An 18486-nucleotide genomic window follows, 5' to 3' on the forward strand; every position below is an offset into this window, starting at 1 on the left:
ATATAGCAATAATCAAGCCAACTAAGCGTCAGGATTTTTAGAACGAATATTTTTATACAATTTAAAGCCTAGCATAATTAAAATCCCTAATATAACTATTCCAACTACCCCAAAAATCCAATTGATAGTACTTTTTAAAATCACTAAAAAGGTTACAGCAAAAAGAATGAATGTAGCACCTTCATTCCAGATGCGCATAAAGTTTGATGTCACTTTAACCTCATCTTTTTGAAGTTGTTTATAATAAATATGTGTTTTATAATGATAAATAAACAGGAATAATACGAATACTAATTTAACATGCATCCAACCTTGTTGAAACCAACTTGGCACTAAAACCATTAACCAAACCGCAAATAAAGTTGCTAGTATTGCAGATGGCCAAGTAATAATAAACCACAAGCGTTTTGCCATAAGTTTTAATTGCTTTCCTAGTATCTCTTTATCTGGTGATGGCTTATGAAAGGCCTCTATTTGATATACGAACAGCCGTGGAATATAGAATAAACCTGCAAACCAAGTAATAACGAAAATGAGGTGTAGGGATTTTATGTAATTGTAGTATTCCATTAATCTTCAACAAATAAATAATTCAATTGTTTGGCATTAAAAGCAGCATTAAATGCTTTTACTTCTTCGTTTAAAATGATATTAAAGGCTGCTAATTGCTTTTCAATTTTAGCAGTTAATTCATTTTTAACTGCAATGTCTTGCTCTGTTGGTGGAAAATCCCCCATACTCACTAGAGAATTTAAATGTCCTAATTTATTGGTTAATCTTATCGGGAAATTTAATGGATCTTGTCCACTTCTGTTTTTCGTTTGATAGAGTTCTTTTTCAATATCAGATAATTGTTCTTCTAAGGCTTTGGCTTTTTCAACCAATTCCTTCACATTTTCATCATCTTTATATTGTTTTTGAAAACTGCTTAGTTGGCTATAAACTTTTCTGATTTTTTTGATGGTTTTATGTGCATTATCCATGGTTTTATTCACATCTTTTATAAACGTAAACTGTTTTTGCATGTCGGCTAATGTACTTTCTGTTCTTGGATCTGCAACAATAGTAAATGGTTGTGATTGCTCGTCTCCATTTACATTTAGACTTACTTTGTACTGACCAGGAATTGCTCTTGGTCCTTGTAAACTTGCCCACCACAAAATCATTCCTTTTAAGCGTTCAGCTCCATCATAAGTCATATTCCAAACAAATTGATTAGCTCCTTTTTTTACTTCTAGCTTGTTCTTTTTGTCTTTAGTTGAAAAGGTCTTAATTGTATCACCTTTAGTATCAAAATACGTCAAAGACACTTTATCATCCTCTTTAAAATCTTTCAAATTGAAATAAGTTATTACTCCATTGGGATGATTGGTTCCAGAAGTTTTACTTCCAGCTCTGCTTCCACCTCGCATTCTATAAGTGTCTTTGGGTTTGAAGAGCATATTTTTACTTAAATCCGCGTCATACAATTGATGAATTAAAGTAAGATCATCAATCATCCAAAGACTTCTTCCTTGTGTTGCAACAATTAAATTATTGTCTTTAATTGTTAAATCCGTGATAGGTACAATTGGTAAATTCAACTGAAATGGTTTCCAGTCCTTACCATCATTAAACGAAATGTACATTCCTGTTTCCGTACCTGCATATAATAAACCTTTGCGTTTTGGATCTTCTCTCAATGCTCTCGTAAAATGTTCTGGATTTATGCCATTGGTGATTTTTGTCCAGCTCTTTCCATAATTAGTCGTTTTATATAAGTATGGAGCAAAATCACCTGTTTTATATTTTGTTCCAGCCACATAACAAGTACCAGCATCAAATGCGCTTGGTTCAATGCTATTAATCATCATCCATTCTGGCATGCCTTTAGGCGTTACATCTGTCCAAGTTTTTCCGCCATCTTGTGTGACATTAATTAAACCATCATCACTACCAACCCAAAGCAACCCTTCCTTTAATGGTGATTCTTGTGCTGCAAAAATGGTACAGTAATATTCCACTGACGTATTATCTTGAGTAATTGGTCCACCTGATGACTTTAATTTTTCAGGATCGTTTCTTGTTAAATCTGGACTAATAATATCCCAAGATTGTCCTTCATTTTCAGTCACATGAACATGTTGTGAAAAAGTGTACAATCGATTTGGATTATGTTTTGAGAATATAATAGGAAAATTCCACTGAAAGCGATATTTCATACCTTCTGCTCCATGTCCCATTGGATTATCTGGCCAAACATTTATGGCTCTAACCGTTCCTGTTTTGTGATTCACTCGCGTTAAGAATCCATCATAACTTCCGCCATAAACAATATCATTATCTTCTGGATCTACTGCAATATGAGCAGATTCACCTCCAGCTGTACTTTCCCAATCGTCTTCAGTGATTGCTCTACCATCTGTTCTGTGTGGAATTCTAATTGTAGAATTATCTTGTTGAGCCACATAAATACGATATGGAAACGCATTATCTGTTGTTACTCTATAAAACTGAGAAGTTGGTTGGTTGTGATAAGTACTCCAGGTTTCTCCCCCGTCATAAGTCACTTGTGCTCCTCCATCATCTCCAATAATCATGCGCTTCGGATCTTCGGGTGCAATCCATAAATCGTGATGATCTCCATGTGGTGCGTTATAGGTATTGAAGGTTTTTCCACCGTCTGTGCTTTTATGATAACGCACATTTAGAACATATACGGTATTGACGTCTTCAGTATCCGCATACAATCTTGTGTAATACCAAGCACGTTGACGCAGTTTACGTTCACTATTTACCTGATTCCAAGTTTCCCCACCATCATCACTTCGATATAATCCTCCTTTATCTTTATTTTCAATAATTGCCCAAACACGTTGGCTATTCAATGGAGACACTGTAACTCCAATAATTCCTAGAGTGCCTTCAGGAAATCCCTTTTTGGTTGAAATCTCTGTCCATGTTTCTCCGCTATCTGTACTTTTCCATAAGGCAGAACCTTCTCCTCCAGAACTTAGACTATAAGGCGTACGCTGCACTCTCCAAGTCGATGCGTATAAAACTCTTGGATTGGTTGGGTCCATAATTAAATCTACAACACCAGCATGTGCATTAGAGAACAGTATTTTTCTCCATGTTTTTCCACCATCTGTACTTTTATAAACACCACGTTCTTGGGTTGGTTTATAAATGTTTCCTAAAACTCCGGCATAAACAATATTATGATTGGTTGGGTGAACTACAATACGAGGTACGTGCCTAGAATTTTTTAAGCCAGATGATTTCCAAGTTTTACCAGCATCTTCACTTTTCCAGATACCATATCCTGAAGATACATTTCCCCTAACCGTTTTTTCTCCTCCTCCAACATACATCACGTTAGGATCACTTTTTGATACCGCAATAGAACCTATACTACCACCAAAGAATCCATCTGAAATATTTTCCCATTGACGACCTCCATTAGTTGTTTTCCAGATGCCTCCACCTGTTGACCCAAAATAATAAAGGTTGGGTTGATTGGGAACACCTGTTACAGCAGCACTTCGCCCACCTCTAAAAGGACCAAGAAGACGATACTCTAAAGCGGCATAATCTGATTCTTGAAAATTTTGAGATTGAAGATTTAAACTGAAAAATGATAACAGAATTACTGAAAAAATCGTTGAAAATCGCATATTAATAAATGGTTGGTTATAGAATCCTAAAATTACGGATTAAAAATTATTCTATCTCCTTTGGCAATAAATTTAACTTTACCTCACGATGTAAAAAGTAAGCTGTAACAATTGTTGCCAAAACATCCGAAATCGGAAATGCCATCCATACTCCTAGAGCACCATAATACTTAGGAAGAATGAATATCAAAGGAATAAAAAATATACCTTGTCTTAACAGTGTTAACAATAATGCAGGAATAGCTTTTCCTATCGCCTGAAAATAAGCGGCTCCTATTAATTGAATACCTATTATTGGTGTTGCTGCAAAAACCCAACGCATAGCAGGAGGAGTTTCTTTTAAAACATCTGCATCTTGCGTAAAAAGCTTTGTAATTGCATCTGGGAAAATCATTAAAAATATAAAGATTATAGCACAGAGTAGAATCCCGTATTTAATAGCCGTTATTATTGATTCACGAACACGTTTATATTTTTCTGCTCCATAATTAAAGCCAGCTATTGGCAAAAAGCCTTGCGTGATTCCATACACAGGAAATAAAGCAAACATTAACATACGCCCAACAATAGCATAGGCTGTTACCGAAGTTTCACCTCCTAAATCGAATAAAATATTATTCATTAATAAATAGGTGACACTTACAATCGCTTGTCTTGTCAAAGTCACAAACCCTAAAGAACCAATTTCCTTTACAATGGGTAGGTCTAAGCCGAAGTGTTTTACATTAATTTTTAGCTCAGAATTCTTCGAAAGAAAAAACCATAAAATAAAAACAAAACAGAGCATATAAGAACCTGTAGTTGCCCATGCAGCACCAGCCATACCAAAATCAAATACTTTGATAAAAAGTACATCTAAAAGTAAGTTCCCAACAGATGGAAACATCATAGCATACATCGCAAATTTTGGCTTCCCTTCTGCTCTAATAACCGTATTTCCCATCATACAAAGCGCCAAAATTGGTACTCCATATAATACAATTCTATAATAGGTTTTCGCTGGTTCGAAAATAGCGCCTTTGCCACCAAAAGCTGGTACTATATCATTTATATATAGTAATCCGAAAATCACAAAAGTTATTGTGACTAAAATGGTAAGCGTAATCTGATTTCCAAAAGTCTTTAGTGCCTTTATTGCATTATCCGCACCTAAAGCTCTAGAAATAATTGACGATCCTCCAATTCCAATCGCCATACCTAAAGCGGCAATAAAAAATGAAACCGGAAGTACTACATTAATTGCTGCAATTGCAGTTGACCCAATCCAATTACCAACAAAAATAGTATCCACCAGAATATTAAGGGACATCACCAAAATACCAATTGATGCTGGTACAGCTTGCTTAATCAGTAATTTACCAATCGGTTGGTTTCCTAAATCTTGTGAAGATACTTTTGCCATTAAACGGCTAAAGTTTTAGCCGTAGCCCATTCTTCTACTATATTAGTAAGCACTTGAGCAAAATCGTCTCGTTCATTCAAACAAGGAATCACTGTAAATTCCTTTCCGCCAACTTCATGGAAAATTTCTTCGCCTTCCATCGCTATTTCTTCCAACGTCTCTAAACAATCACTTACAAAAGCTGGTGTAACTATAGCCATTTTTTTAGTGCCCTCTTTACCCATTCGCTCAATCGTTCGGTCTGTGTAAGGTTTTAACCATGGATCGAAACCAAGTCTAGATTGAAAAGTTGTTGAATATGTGCCATTTTTTAATCCTAGCTTTTTGGCTACATTGACAGTAGTAATTTCGCATTGGTGGCGGTAACAAAATTCGTGTTGCTCACTACCCATTTTAAAACAACATTTACCATTCATCTTACAGTTCCCATTAGTGATATCACTTTTACGGATATGTCTTTCAGGAACGCCATGGTAACTAAAGAGAATATGCTCATAATCTAAACCATCAAGTTTTTCACCAATACTTTTAGAAAGTACATTTATATAATCTTCACGATGATAAAAAGCTGGTGTTCTTATAATTTTTAACTGCGGAAAATACTCAGCAACCAATTCATCTACTTTTACATCAATAGTTTCCGTAGTTGCCATTGCAAATTGTGGATATAGTGGAATGGTCTTTATTTCGGTACAACCTTTATCTACCAATTCTTGAAGACCATTTTTAATAGTCATACTGCCATAACGCATTGCCAAAGCCACAGGAAAATCAACTTTTTGCTGTACTTTTTCTTGAAGTCTTTCAGATAAAACAATCAATGGAGAACCATCTTCCCACCATATCTTTTTATAAGCTTTTGCAGATTGCTTTGGTCTAGTGTTTAAAATAATACCTTTTACCAAAAGTGTTCTTGCCCAAAACGGAACATCAATAACACGTTCGTCCATTAAAAACTCACCTAAATACTTTTTTACATCCTTTGGATTTGGGCTATCCGGAGAACCTAAATTGACTAATAAAATTCCTTTTGACATAATTTTCTTTTTCAAATGCAAAAATACAACACTATCTGCAATGGTAAACAATTCTCTTAATTGCTTTTACTTATAGCAGTATCGTGAAATATTTTTGTGTTTAAATTGTTAAAGGTTTAATATAAAACATCTATAATATCAGTTTTTTAACGAGTTTTATTGATTCAATATGGCTGTTTCGAAGATTTAAATATCTTTACAAGCCTTGATTTAAATTAAATTATGAAAAAAATTCTTTTTGCCCTTATTATTACATTTTCAATAACCTGTTTTTCACAACAAAAATACCAGAGTTTACTTTGGGAAATTTCAGGAAATGGTCTTGAAAAAAAATCATATCTCTATGGGACTATGCACGTTAGCAAAAAAGTTGCTTTCCGTTTAGACGATGTTTTCTATAAAGCTTTAAATGCAAGTGACTGTGTCGCTTTAGAGTCTGATCCTACAACTTGGCCAGGATTTAATTACGATATGATGATTGGTGAAATGGCATATTATAACAATTATAGAAGCCAGTTTTATACCAATCTCTTTAAGTTAACACATCCTGAAGAAATGGCAATTAGAGGTTCGGTAAGAATGGATAATAATGCTGTCAATGCGTATTTATATAGAAAAAATAATGCCTCAGATAATTTTGAAGAAGAAACCTATCTCGACATGTTTATCTTCCAAGCAGGAAAGAAAAATAATAAAGAAATTTATGGACTTGAGGATTTAGCAGAATCTCGTTATTTAACTACCAAAGCAGCTTACAACGCTGATAAAAAAGATTTAGATCCTTGGTTACAGAAACTGTTTGCGAAGGAGAATCCGTATCTCATTCAAGAAAACTTATATCGAGATAGAAATTTAGATTTATTAGATTCTATTGGTGCAGGAGTTAATACGAAATTCTATAGAGAAAACATGTTGTTTATTCGTAATAAAAACATGGTGATTTCATTAGAAGAACTAATGCCTACCAAATCCGTATTCGCAGGTGTTGGTGCTGCGCATTTACCTGGCGAAAAGGGTATGATTAATATGTTACGTCAAAGAGGATATACTGTAAAGGCCTTAACTTCTGATCAAACCGATTATAGTAAAACAGAAAAAATAAAACTAGACAGTCTTTTTGTTTCACCTGTACTAAAAATGAATAAAACTCCTGATGGGTTTTTAGGCATAAATACTTATGATAAACTCAGAGAGTTTTCTTATGGAGGACAGAAGTATTATTTGGATCCAGATATGACCAATGGAGCCTATTTGACAGTGAATAGAATCAGTCGTTTTCTGTATTTACCTAATGAAAAAGAAAACATTACCCTAAAAGAAATTGATGATTTATTATATGAGGATATTCCTGGTGATATTATTAAAAAGGAAGAGCTGACTGAGCCCTATCCAGGTATTAGTATTGTAAATAAAACAAAGAAGGGTGAATTTCAAAAATACCATATTTACCAAACACCATTAGAAATTATAATTATAAAATTTGCTGGTCGTAGTGATTTTGTTTTAAAGCACGAAGACAAAATCTTTAGTTCTATAACCTTAAAAACTCCTTCAGATTCAAATCAATTATTTATTTCTCCGCATAAAAAGTTTGAAGTTAATTTTCCTGAATATTACGTAACTAGTAATATGGCTAATAGTGGTAAGAAACTTTTAGAGGGTTATAAAAATGATGCTTATTATTTTGTTGAAGAAGCTGCATTACATGATGCGTCTTACATTGAAGAAGATAGTTTTGAAGCTAAATATTTTCATCATGCTTTATACAAAAACTATAAGCTAAAGGAAATGAATGGTGGTTTTAAAGCTGGTGATTATAAAACCTATGAATCTCAAGCTGTGTTAGATTCTGCTTCTGGCAAAAATATACATCTTAAGACTATTGTAAAAGACGGAAGTTATTATCTATTAGGTTATGTTGGTAAAAACGAAACGGATAAAACGGATTTTTTCAAGTCATTTAAATTTAACAAAACAGACTATAAAAATTTTGAAAAGGTAATAGATACATCTTTACATTTTTCAGTAAACACAAATGCCAAAGCTCCTATGCCAAACCCATACAATAGTTATGGGTACAATAGCAAAGATGATAAAGATTACCAAGAAAAAACAAAACAAACGGTTTATTCAACTAGTGCTAACGAGCAAATATCTATCACAAGAACTAAGTTTCATGACTTGCAAATGTTTAGGAATATAGATAGTCTATGGAAAAATATGGATCAGAAAATTAACTTCTCTACGCGTTATTATAAGCCAGATAAAGTGTTTAAAATAGCTAATCGTAAGAAATCTAAAACAGAAGACCTCTATTCTTATAGCTTTAGTTATACTGATTCTGCAAGTGCAAAGCAGGTTTTGGTAAAAAACATTTTACAAGAAGGGGTTCTTTTTGAGCTTTCAACTTTAATTGATTCCTTGGCTGGTCCTTCAACCTTTGTTACCGAGTTTTACAAGACCTTTACACCGAAAGATACGCTACTTGGCCAAAGTGTTTTCAAAGACAAGACTAAGCAGTTTTTTGAAGCTCTTAGAGCTAATGATAGTATTGTTTTGGGATCTTATAATCTTATTAAATTTAAGAAGCATAATAGTAAAGAAATTGTGTCGATTCTTAAGGACTTTGAATTCGAAAAGGAGCGCCTAGACATTAAGTATCATCTGGTTGAACAGCTAATTGAGATTGATTTAAAAAATAATTTGCCTTTTATAACTCAATTGTATAACGATAGCTACTCAGACCCTCAAACCCAAACTGCTATTTTAGAAGGCTTGTTAGACTCTAATAAAAAGGATTCTTACAAGTTAGCTTTAGATCTAATGGAACGCGATTTACCATTAAACGGTGTGGGAAGTATTTTTTATAATTATTTCGGAAAAGATTCTTTACAATTAAAAGCTTCATTATTTCCAGAAATACTGCAATACAGCACCATACAAGAATACAAACAGCCGCTATACGATCTGTTGATTAGAGTAAAAGATAGTGGACACATTAAATTAAAGACTTACTCTAAGTACAAAAATCAGTTAATCAATGATGGTAAAATTGAAGTGAAACGAAATCTAGGAAATTCTAACTATGGCTATAATTCGTATTCTAATGATTTATCTACTTATGTGAAGTTACTTTTTCCTTACAGAAAAGAGCGTTCTACTCAAGATTTCTTCGAAAAATTACTTAATGTCGATGATACCTCAGCACTTGTAGATTATTATGTGTTATTGACTAAAAACAAAGAATCAATTCCTACAAAACTTAAAGAAAAGATTCTAGATGATGAAGAAAATCAATACTTATTAATAGAGAAATTGCATAAGGAAAAGCTATTAAGTAAAATAAAATCCTTTAATATAGATCAGCAACAATTTGCTAAATCTAAACTCTTATCTAATGCAAATTTTGAAAAAGAAAAAGACTCTCTGACTTTCCTTATGAAGCGAGATTTTGTAACGGATAAAGGTAAAAATGCTGTGATGTATTTCTTTCAAATTGATAAAGAAGATGAATATTCTGGTAAGTCTGAAATGCTACATTATATATCATTTATTAAGTCAAAAGATCCAAAACAATTAGTAGTAGAATACTATGATCGATCAGAAAATTATGGCACTGAAGTCGATAAAACCAAAGAGCTAGAAGAGCAGTACACTGAGATTATCAATTTAGCAATTTATAAAGATCGTAAGCGTGTTACTCCCAGTGGTCGGGGTGGTTACTATGACTATTAATAATAGATGAAAAACTTCATTCTTATATTTATTTTTCTAATTACCGGATCTCTATTTTCTCAAAATATTGATAGCTTAAAATTGAAGCAGTTTCATAAAGAAATTGATTCGGTTAAATATTCTGAAGCTGATTTTATTAAATTTAAAAAGCACTTTACAGAAAATAAAAAAAAGTATGATTTCATTTCTAAAAAAGCTGCTTCAGGTGACAAGAACTCATCAGATTTTTTTAAACTATTAAATCTTTCTTACGAAGAAGCTAAAGAGGAATTCGGTGAAAAAAATATTAAGATTTCAATATATTCATATTATAAATCGGCTAGTATTTTACAAAAGTTCAAAAAGCTTAACTCTGATTTTCAATCAAAAATTGATAGTTTAAATCTTCAGAAAGAATTTTTAGAAAAGGAAATACTAAAGGATAAAAAAGCTATTGATAGTCTTAGAAAAAATTAATTATACCTTTTCTAGACCGACCCCATAATATATCGCTTTGGCGTAGTGCCAAACTTCTTTTTAAAAGCTGCAATAAAATGGCTAGACGTACTGTAACCTACTTTTAGACCAACCTCATTAACATTATGGTCTCCGGATTCTAAAAGTTTACGAGCGACTTCCATTTTATAGTCAAATAGAAAACTATAAACCGTATCCCCATAAATTTGTTTAAAGCCTTCTTTTAATTTTTTAAGGCTTAAATCTATAGCATCAGCTAATTCTTGTAAACTTGGTGGCTCAGCCATATTAGCAATAATAATATCTTTAGCTTTTTTCAGTTTTGCGACATTAACCTCATCGACCAAAAACGGACATTGCTCTATATTTGCATCTTCACTTCTATTAAAAAATAAACTCAATAACTCGTATGCTTTTCCTTTAAAGTATAGCGGTTTTATAGAATTGTTTAAACTAAAATTTATCATCTGGTTTAAAACCACTGCCATTGAAGGAGAAATCTTTCCATCTTTATAGTATTTCTTGTCTCTATTATCATCGGTTAAAAAAGTAACGTAACTAGCATCATCAGAGAATAAACCATGAAACTTCTTTATGGATATCACCAAAGAAACCAACCAAGAATGTGGTTGCATTTCTAAATGTATTGGTAAATCGCGTTGTGGATTGTAGAGTAATAGCGATGTGTCTTCATTAATATTTAGCGTATAAGTGCCTTGATTAAAGACAAAAGCAGATGATCCCTTGGTACAAAAATGAAACTGAATAAAACTACTATCAATCTCGCGTTCAAGAATCTCAACAGTATCATTTTCATTCTTATAACTCAACACAAAAAAGCCGTCTTCAATAAAAGTTTCGTCAAAAGTACCTGTAGCGACACTTTTTGAAGCTGTTTTTTCTGTTTTCATTTCTTTCTTATTTAGATTCGTTCTAAACAAAAGCATAAAAAGCCCTTGAATTCACTACAAAAATATGATAAAAATCATGTTTTTATAAAAAACAATCTTAAAAAACCAGAAACGATACTTTAAGTTCTTCTAGCGTTGTTTTTTTATGAATAACAAAATTATTTTTGTGCTGTTACTTTCCAAAGTCAGGTAAACGAGCGAATGCAACAGAAAAGCACATATTTTTACGCTATAGGCCTCAGCTATAAAAAAGCTGACGCTGAAGTGCGTGGTCATTTTAGTTTAAGCGATGCTGCGAAACAAAATGTTTTAGCGCAAGCAAAACAAAATGGCATTGAAAGTATTCTATTAATTTCTACCTGTAATCGAACAGAACTTTATGGTTTCGCCGAGCATCCTTACCAATTAATTCATTTATTGTGCGAAAACACTAAGGGGACAGTCGAAGAATTTCAAGACGTAGCTTACGTTCATAAAAATAAAGAAGCAATAAATCATATGTTCCGAGTAGGTTCTGGTTTAGATAGCCAGATTCTTGGAGATTTTGAAATTATAAGTCAACTAAAGTTTGCTGCTAGAGCTTCAAAGAAAGTGAATCTAATGAATTCATTCACAGAACGCTTAGTGAATGCTGTAATACAAGCTAGTAAACGTATCAAAACTGAAACCGAATTATCATCTGGTGCAACCTCTGTATCTTTTGCTTCTGTTCAGTACATCATGAATAACGTTGAGAGCATCACAGATAAAAATATTCTATTATTCGGAACAGGTAAAATTGGTAGAAATACCTGTGAGAATTTGGTTAAACACACTAAAAACTCACATATTACTCTAATTAACAGAACTAAGGATAAAGCCGAAGAAGTTGCAGGTAAATTCAATTTAGTTGTAAAGGACTATGAAAATTTACAAGATGAAATCAACACTTCAGATATTGTAATAGTGGCCACAGGTGCTCAAAATCCAACGGTTTACAAATCTTTAATTTCTACTGATAAGCCTTTATTGGTTTTAGATTTATCGATTCCAAAAAACGTAAACGAAGACATTAGAGAACATTCTAATATTACTTTAGTACATTTAGATGACTTGGCAAAAATTACGGATGATACCTTAGAAAAACGAAAGGCATATATTCCTAATGCTGAAGCTATTATTACGGAGATTATGGCCGAATTTAATGCTTGGCTTGATACTTTAAAGTTTGTACCAACTATACAAGCTATAAAACATAAATTAACAGGTTTTAAAAATTCTGAATTTAATACACAGCGTAAAAAACTAGCTGATTTTAATGAAGATCAGGCAGAATTAATTACTAATAATTTAATTCAGAAAATCACCAATCAGTTTGCACACCATCTTAGAGAAGATAGTAACACTTCAGATGAGAGTTTAGAGCTCATCAAAAAAATATTTCAGTTAGAAACTACCGATAATGTCTAAAATTATTCGCATTGGCACACGCGATAGCCAGCTCGCTATGTGGCAAGCAAAAACTGTTCAAACTCAACTTGAGCATTTAGGTCATAAAACGGTCTTAGTTCCAATAAAATCAACTGGAGATATTGTCCTCGACAAGCCTTTATACGAATTAGGTATCACAGGTATTTTTACAAAAACCCTTGATATAGCGATGCTTAATGAAGACATCGATATTGCAGTGCATTCTCTTAAAGATGTACCAACGATTTTACCAAAAGGGATTGTACAAGCGGCAGTTTTAAAACGAGGAAATATTAATGACACCTTGGTTTATAAAACAAATGAAGAATTTCTCTCAGCAAGAGATGCTGTCATTGCTACTGGAAGTTTAAGACGTAGGGCACAATGGCTAAATCGCTACCCAACACACACTATCGTAGGATTGCGTGGCAATGTAAACTCTAGACTTGAAAAGCTTGAAACGAATGAAAACTGGAATGCAGCAATCATTGCTGGTGCTGGTTTGGGTCGTTTAGATCTCACACCAGAAAATTCAATTAATCTCCATTGGATGATTCCTGCTCCTGCACAAGGAGCTATTATGATTACTGCTTTAGAATCTGACGAAGAGACTAGAGCCATTTGTGCTGAAATCAATGACGAAGTTACCGAAATTTGCACCTCCATTGAGCGCGAATTTTTAAATCGACTCGAAGGTGGTTGTACCGCTCCAATTGGCGCAATTTGTTATATTAACAAAGAGGAGGAATTAAATTTTAAAGGGATTCTTTTAAGTAAAGATGGAACTAAAAAGATAGAAGTCACCAAGGTGGTTCCTCTTGAAAATCGACATAATGTTGCAGAATTCTGTGCAGATTATATTATCGGTAAAGGTGGGAAGGTACTAATAGACCAATTACAGCGTGGAGATAAAATCACTAATATTTATTCTACCAAGAAGCTTACTGATGATCAAGTGCTATTATTTCATAATGATATAGTTTCAGAAAGTAATGATACCATAAAAATTAGTTTGAATAGACTTTCCAAAAGTTTAATTCGGAATGAAATTCAGAATGTCATCATTACAAGTAAAAATGCAGTTGAAGCTTTACTAACTAACTTCTCTGCACCAGAATTGCAATTCAAAAACATTTATTGTGTTGGCAGACGCACCAAACGTATGGTTGAAAAACGTATTGGTAAAGTAGCACATACAGAAGCAAATGCTAAAAAACTAGCTGAATATTTAGTTGAATATATTGATGGGACAGAAGTAACATATTTCTGTAGTGATTTACGCTTAGATGACTTGCCAAATATATTAACTGAAAATAAAATTACGGTAAACGAAATCGAAGCCTATCAGACTAAATTTGATGCTGATAAAATAGAAAGCAATTTAGATGGTATAATGTTTTACAGTCCATCTACGGTTGAGAGTTTCTTAAAGCAAAACAAAGCCAATGGAATTGCTTTCTGTATTGGAGAAACCACAGCAAAAGAGGCAAAGAAATATTTTGAAGATGTACGTGTGGCAAAAGTGCCGACGGTAGAAAGTGTAATTGAATTAGTAAATGAACATTACGTTTAAAACTTATGATAAAGAACGATTTATTCTTAAGAGCATTAAAAGGTGAAACTGTAGATCGTCCACCTGTATGGATGATGCGTCAAGCGGGACGATATTTGCCAGAGTTTATGGAAATCAAAGCTAAGTACGATTTCTTTACACGTTGTCAAACACCCGAATTAGCAAGTGAGATTACGGTTCAACCAATTCGCCGTTATGGTATGGATGCTGCAATTCTATTTTCAGACATTTTAGTAATTCCACAAGCCATGAATATTGAGGTACAAATGAAACCCAACTTTGGACCTTATTTACCAAATCCTATTCGCTCACAAAAAGATGTCGATAATGTAATAGTACCAGATGTCAAAGAAGCATTAAGCTACGTTTACGAAGCTATAAAAGTAACCAAAGAGAAACTTAACGATGAAGTGCCCTTAATTGGTTTTGCTGGTTCACCTTGGACCATTTTATGTTATTGTGTGCAAGGACAAGGTTCTAAAAACTTTGATAAAGCCAAAGAGTTTTGTTTTACAAATCCAATTGCAGCACATCAGTTATTACAGAAAATTACAGATACGACTATTGCTTATTTAAAAGAAAAAGTTAAAGCTGGTTGTAATGCTTTACAAGTATTCGATTCTTGGGGAGGCATGTTATCTCCTGTAGATTATCAAGAATTTTCTTGGCAATATATTCAGCAAATCATCAATGCTTTAAAGGATGATGCTCCTGTTATCGCTTTTGGTAAGGGTTGTTGGTTTGCGCTTAATGAAATGTCTAAATCTGGAGCTTCGGCTTTAGGAATAGATTGGACATGTTCGGCCAGAAATGCACGTTATTTAACTGGAGGTAATATTACATTACAAGGTAATTTTGATCCTACACGCTTATTTTCTCCACCTGCCGAAATTAAAAGAATGGTACATCAAATGATTAATGAATTTGGAAAAGATAAATACATTGTAAATTTAGGTCATGGAATTTTACCAAACATTCCGTTAGAAAATGCTAAAGCATTTATTGATGCTGTTAAAGAATATAAAGCCTAGCTCTTTAGTGTAACTTAAAATACTTTTCAGCGTCTTTTAGTTTGTAACCAACTAAAATCAATAATATGATAAATAACATATTAAAAGGTATAAAAGCATACGCTGGAACATTTGAACTTATTTCCAAACTTAAACTATGGAAATATTTTGCTATTCCAATAGCAATTAGTGTGTTAACTGCGTTCATCATTGGGTTATCTGCTTATGGGTTATCTGATAATATTGGTCGCTTTATCTCCAATATTTGGCCATGGGATTGGGGAAAAGAAACCTTCACGTCTATTTCTACATTTATAGGTTGGATTGTCATTTTGGCCATTGGTTTAATCTTGTACAAGCACATTATAATGGCACTTTCCGCCCCATTTATGAGTCCGGTTTCCGAAAAAATTGAAGCTCATTTAACTGGTTTAGAAAGGCACAGTCATAGAAAAACCTCATTTAAAGAACAACTTTGGAGAGGCATTAGAATAAATGTTAGAAATCTTGGAAAAGAACTACTAATCACCTTACCAATTTTATTGTTGAAATTTATTCCTGTTGTGAATATATTTTCAACGGTACTACTATTTTTAGTTCAGGCGTATTATGCAGGTTTTGGTAATATGGATTATACTTTAGAACGCCATTTTAAGTACAGAGAAAGTATTCAGTTTGTTAGAAAATACAGAGGTATTGCAATTGGCAATGGCATAGTCTTTATGCTCTTTTTATTGATTCCTATTATTGGTGTTATATTGGTTTTACCAATGAGTGTAACAGCATCTTCGTTAAGCACAGTGAAACTTTTAAAACAAGATCACCTGCTCAATCAAAATAAAGTGATTGTATGATGGTAGCACAATTTGACGGTTTCGAAATTAATGCCTTACACGGAGGTGATACTTGGAAGATTTGTGATTTAATGGTGGCAAATGCTGATCGTTTTAAACGTTATTTTCCTAAAACTTTAGAACAGAATTTAAACCCAACTTTATCTCAATTATTTGTTGAAGCTAATATGAAACACTTCCAGAACAAAGAAGTGTTTCTATTCACTTTAAAACAATCTGAAACGCGAGAACTCGCCGGACTTATTTATATAAAAGAGCTAGACTGGGACAAAAAACAAGGTGAATTTGCCTATTGTATTGGTTATACTTTTGAAGGACAAGGTTTGACTTCGAAAGCCATTAAAGCTTTATCAAAATATGCGTTCAACGAATTGGGATTAGAAATTCTTCAGATCATTTCACATAAAGACAATTTAGGAAGTATAAAAGTAGCGACAAATAACAATTTTAAGTGGCAGAAAACCTTAATAAATGGATTTACTCCACCTAGTGAACGGCCTTTAGATATGGAGTTGTATGAATTATATAAAAACTAAAAACTCATAATATGCTTTTCTAAACTGTCTTTAGAAGAGAGATTCAGTTTTTTACGCAGTCTATACCTTGCTTTCTTAACACCTTCTGTTGATATATTTAATAGAGATGCTATTGAATTAGAATCATACTTCATTTTTAGTAATGCTATTAATCTAATATCATTCTTCGTTAAATCATCGTAAAGCTCTGTAATACTATTAAAGAAATTGGGATTCATTTCCATAAACTGAGTTGTAAATTGCTCCCAATTATCATCTATTTGTTTATCGATATGCAATTTATTGATAAGGTGGTTTACACCGTTGGTATTGTTGTCTTTTTTCAATTGGCTTAAATCGGCTTTTAGTTCGTTCAACATCTCATTCTTTTGCGCAATATGAAGTGCTTTAGAGGCTAATTCTCGTTTTTGATATTCAACTTTTTGATTGAGATTATCATTTTCTAATTCTTTTACTTTAGTAATCGCTTTTTGCTTTGTTGCTCTTAATCTAAATTTATTAATCAGCGCATAGGCTATTGCGGCTAATAAAAGTAAAGTTATGAGTAAAGCAATATTTCGGTTATTTGCAGCTCTATTTTTTGTTGAAAGCAAATCATTTTCCTGCTGTTGAATTTTGATTTTATTATCACGCTTTTCAGCTTCATAAAATTTTTCAAGAGCAGTAATCTCTTTAAGTTTTTCTTCACCTAAAACACTGTCCTTTAATTTAATATAGTCTAAAAAGGCATCATGACTTTGTTTGTTTTTACCAACTTCATAACTTGCTTTTGCTAAGGTTAGTATGCTCTTTAGTCTTTCAAAATCATCTTTAGTATTTTTGGATACTGAATCTGACTTTATTGCATATAAGTAAGCCAAATTGGGATTTTTTTTCTCTTTATAAGTCTCGGCCAAATAAATATATAGACTAGAGTACAGGCCACTATTCTTTATGCTTGTATTAATCTCGAGTCCTTTCTTGAAGTTTTTGATGGCCTCATCGTAATTTCCTAATTGAATGTTCAACCTTCCGTAATGCTGATAAACATAAGCATTAGCAAGTTGATGTCTGTTTTCAACGATTTTATGAGAAATAGGTAAATATTTTATAACACTGTCCGTTTTTTTAATATCTAAATACGAAGAACACATGTCTATTAAAGCTACCGCATAGTTAAGGTCTCTCCCTGCATTTTTATATATAAAAGCTGCTTTTTTTGTCGCTTCAATTGCTTTGGTCTTTTCTTGCAAAAAAGTATGCACCATAGCCAAATCTAGGTTAACCATAGCTATTCCAAGAGAGTCTTTAATTGATATATAGTTTTTTTCGGACTCTAAGAGATTCTTCAATGCATTTTTGTAATCAGTATCATTTATATAGGCCGCACCTACAAACGATTGTGCATGAGCAATCTGTTTTAAATCCCCACACTGTTTCGCAATTTCCAATCCATGATTCGCAAGATCTAATAAGTCTGGACTATCTTGAAATAAAGCGAATCGTGTTAAATTAAACTGACTTGTAACAAGTTTACACAAATCACCAGAGGATTTAATTCTATCAAAACCCTTTTGATGTATTTGTCTAGAGATAGTATCCCAATGTCCTAAATCTAGTCTTAGATTAGCAAATTTGTGATAAAAATCAGCAGCTATAGTATCATTATTTAGTTTGTCAATAGATGCTATAGCACTATCAATTTTATTTAAGTTAGCATCATTACGCTTTAAATTAGATTTAAGATTCTGGTAAAGACTATCTAACCCAGTTCGGTCATATAGCTTATTTTGTGATGAAGCGTTTAGAAATGAAAAACAAAAAATGAAAACGCATAAAAACCTGACAATATGCATTAGATTATTAATTAAATGGTTGGCAATTAATT

13 protein-coding genes are annotated in these 18486 nt (G+C 32.8%); 7 read left to right on the forward strand and 6 right to left on the reverse strand.

Annotated elements, in window-relative coordinates; genetic code table 11:
* Positions 1-21: 21 nt before the first annotated feature.
* Genes Q0822_RS05150 through hemH form a run of 4 tightly spaced genes read right to left on the reverse strand, consistent with a single transcriptional unit; the run spans position 22 to position 6095 of the window.
* Complete coding sequence (locus Q0822_RS05150; RefSeq protein WP_299121015.1) at positions 22-570, reverse strand: CopD family protein; 549 nt, start codon at positions 568-570, stop codon at positions 22-24.
* Positions 570-3656, reverse strand: a complete 3087-nt coding sequence (locus tag Q0822_RS05155; protein ID WP_299121018.1) for a glycosyl hydrolase — start codon at positions 3654-3656, stop codon at positions 570-572. The genes Q0822_RS05150 and Q0822_RS05155 overlap by 1 nt, the downstream gene beginning before the upstream one ends.
* Positions 3657-3702: 46 nt before the next feature.
* Entirely contained in the window at positions 3703-5058 is a 1356-nt protein-coding gene (locus Q0822_RS05160) for an MATE family efflux transporter (RefSeq protein WP_299121020.1), read from the reverse strand.
* A complete protein-coding gene (hemH, locus tag Q0822_RS05165) occupies positions 5058-6095 on the reverse strand; it encodes a ferrochelatase (RefSeq protein WP_299121022.1) in 1038 nt (345 codons plus the stop codon). The genes Q0822_RS05160 and hemH overlap by 1 nt, the downstream gene beginning before the upstream one ends.
* A gap of 222 nt (positions 6096-6317) precedes the next feature.
* Here hemH and Q0822_RS05170 point away from each other — a divergent pair, with 222 nt between their 5' ends.
* Both Q0822_RS05170 and Q0822_RS05175 read left to right on the forward strand, forming a co-directional pair.
* On the forward strand, positions 6318-9830 hold the full coding sequence (locus tag Q0822_RS05170) for a TraB/GumN family protein (protein ID WP_299121023.1): 3513 nt from the start codon (positions 6318-6320) through the stop codon (positions 9828-9830).
* A 6-nt stretch (positions 9831-9836) separates the two neighbouring features.
* A complete protein-coding gene (locus tag Q0822_RS05175; protein WP_299121024.1) occupies positions 9837-10286 on the forward strand; it encodes a hypothetical protein in 450 nt (149 codons plus the stop codon).
* 11 nt (positions 10287-10297) lie between these two features.
* Here the strand turns inward: Q0822_RS05175 and Q0822_RS05180 are convergent, their stop codons facing one another.
* On the reverse strand, positions 10298-11197 hold the full coding sequence (locus tag Q0822_RS05180) for an AraC family transcriptional regulator (protein ID WP_299121027.1): 900 nt from the start codon (positions 11195-11197) through the stop codon (positions 10298-10300).
* A gap of 201 nt (positions 11198-11398) precedes the next feature.
* On the opposite strand from Q0822_RS05180, the gene hemA reads away from it, so the two are divergent.
* From hemA to Q0822_RS05205, 5 genes are all read left to right on the forward strand, one after another.
* Positions 11399-12646, forward strand: coding sequence for a glutamyl-tRNA reductase (gene hemA, locus Q0822_RS05185; RefSeq protein ID WP_299121030.1), 1248 nt, complete (start codon positions 11399-11401; stop codon positions 12644-12646).
* Entirely contained in the window at positions 12639-14219 is a 1581-nt protein-coding gene (gene hemC / locus Q0822_RS05190) for a hydroxymethylbilane synthase (RefSeq protein ID WP_299121033.1), read from the forward strand. Before hemA ends, hemC begins: the two co-directional genes overlap by 8 nt.
* A gap of 5 nt (positions 14220-14224) precedes the next feature.
* Positions 14225-15250, forward strand: a complete 1026-nt coding sequence (gene hemE / locus Q0822_RS05195) for a uroporphyrinogen decarboxylase (protein WP_299121036.1) — start codon at positions 14225-14227, stop codon at positions 15248-15250.
* A 65-nt stretch (positions 15251-15315) separates the two neighbouring features.
* Positions 15316-16083 carry an EI24 domain-containing protein gene (locus Q0822_RS05200; protein ID WP_299121039.1) on the forward strand — a complete coding sequence of 256 codons (768 nt, stop codon included), beginning with the start codon at positions 15316-15318 and terminating at the stop codon, positions 16081-16083.
* Complete coding sequence (locus tag Q0822_RS05205) at positions 16080-16619, forward strand: GNAT family protein (protein ID WP_299121041.1); 540 nt, start codon at positions 16080-16082, stop codon at positions 16617-16619. The genes Q0822_RS05200 and Q0822_RS05205 overlap by 4 nt, the downstream gene beginning before the upstream one ends.
* Here Q0822_RS05205 and Q0822_RS05210 read toward each other — a convergent pair.
* Positions 16616-18454: a hypothetical protein gene (locus tag Q0822_RS05210; protein WP_299121042.1), complete on the reverse strand. Its 1839-nt coding sequence runs from the start codon at positions 18452-18454 to the stop codon at positions 16616-16618. The two genes, Q0822_RS05205 and Q0822_RS05210, sit on opposite strands and share 4 nt — an antisense overlap.
* Between the last annotated feature and the right edge of the window lie 32 nt (positions 18455-18486).

Source organism: uncultured Winogradskyella sp. (assembly GCF_947496485.1).
In the GTDB taxonomy this organism is placed as follows: domain Bacteria; phylum Bacteroidota; class Bacteroidia; order Flavobacteriales; family Flavobacteriaceae; genus Winogradskyella.

Bases quoted from the DNA above. Each gene is read 5' to 3' on its own strand.
- Q0822_RS05150 (WP_299121015.1), bottom strand. From the start codon at position 570: ATGGAATACTACAATTACATAAAATCCCTACACCTCATTTTCGTTATT.
- Q0822_RS05155 (WP_299121018.1), bottom strand. From the start codon at position 3,656: ATGCGATTTTCAACGATTTTTTCAGTAATTCTGTTATCATTTTTCAGT.
- Q0822_RS05160 (WP_299121020.1), bottom strand. From the start codon at position 5,058: ATGGCAAAAGTATCTTCACAAGATTTAGGAAACCAACCGATTGGTAAA.
- hemH (WP_299121022.1), bottom strand. From the start codon at position 6,095: ATGTCAAAAGGAATTTTATTAGTCAATTTAGGTTCTCCGGATAGCCCA.
- Q0822_RS05170 (WP_299121023.1), top strand. From the start codon at position 6,318: ATGAAAAAAATTCTTTTTGCCCTTATTATTACATTTTCAATAACCTGT.
- Q0822_RS05175 (WP_299121024.1), top strand. From the start codon at position 9,837: ATGAAAAACTTCATTCTTATATTTATTTTTCTAATTACCGGATCTCTA.
- Q0822_RS05180 (WP_299121027.1), bottom strand. From the start codon at position 11,197: ATGAAAACAGAAAAAACAGCTTCAAAAAGTGTCGCTACAGGTACTTTT.
- hemA (WP_299121030.1), top strand. From the start codon at position 11,399: ATGCAACAGAAAAGCACATATTTTTACGCTATAGGCCTCAGCTATAAA.
- hemC (WP_299121033.1), top strand. From the start codon at position 12,639: ATGTCTAAAATTATTCGCATTGGCACACGCGATAGCCAGCTCGCTATG.
- hemE (WP_299121036.1), top strand. From the start codon at position 14,225: ATGATAAAGAACGATTTATTCTTAAGAGCATTAAAAGGTGAAACTGTA.
- Q0822_RS05200 (WP_299121039.1), top strand. From the start codon at position 15,316: ATGATAAATAACATATTAAAAGGTATAAAAGCATACGCTGGAACATTT.
- Q0822_RS05205 (WP_299121041.1), top strand. From the start codon at position 16,080: ATGATGGTAGCACAATTTGACGGTTTCGAAATTAATGCCTTACACGGA.
- Q0822_RS05210 (WP_299121042.1), bottom strand. From the start codon at position 18,454: ATGCATATTGTCAGGTTTTTATGCGTTTTCATTTTTTGTTTTTCATTT.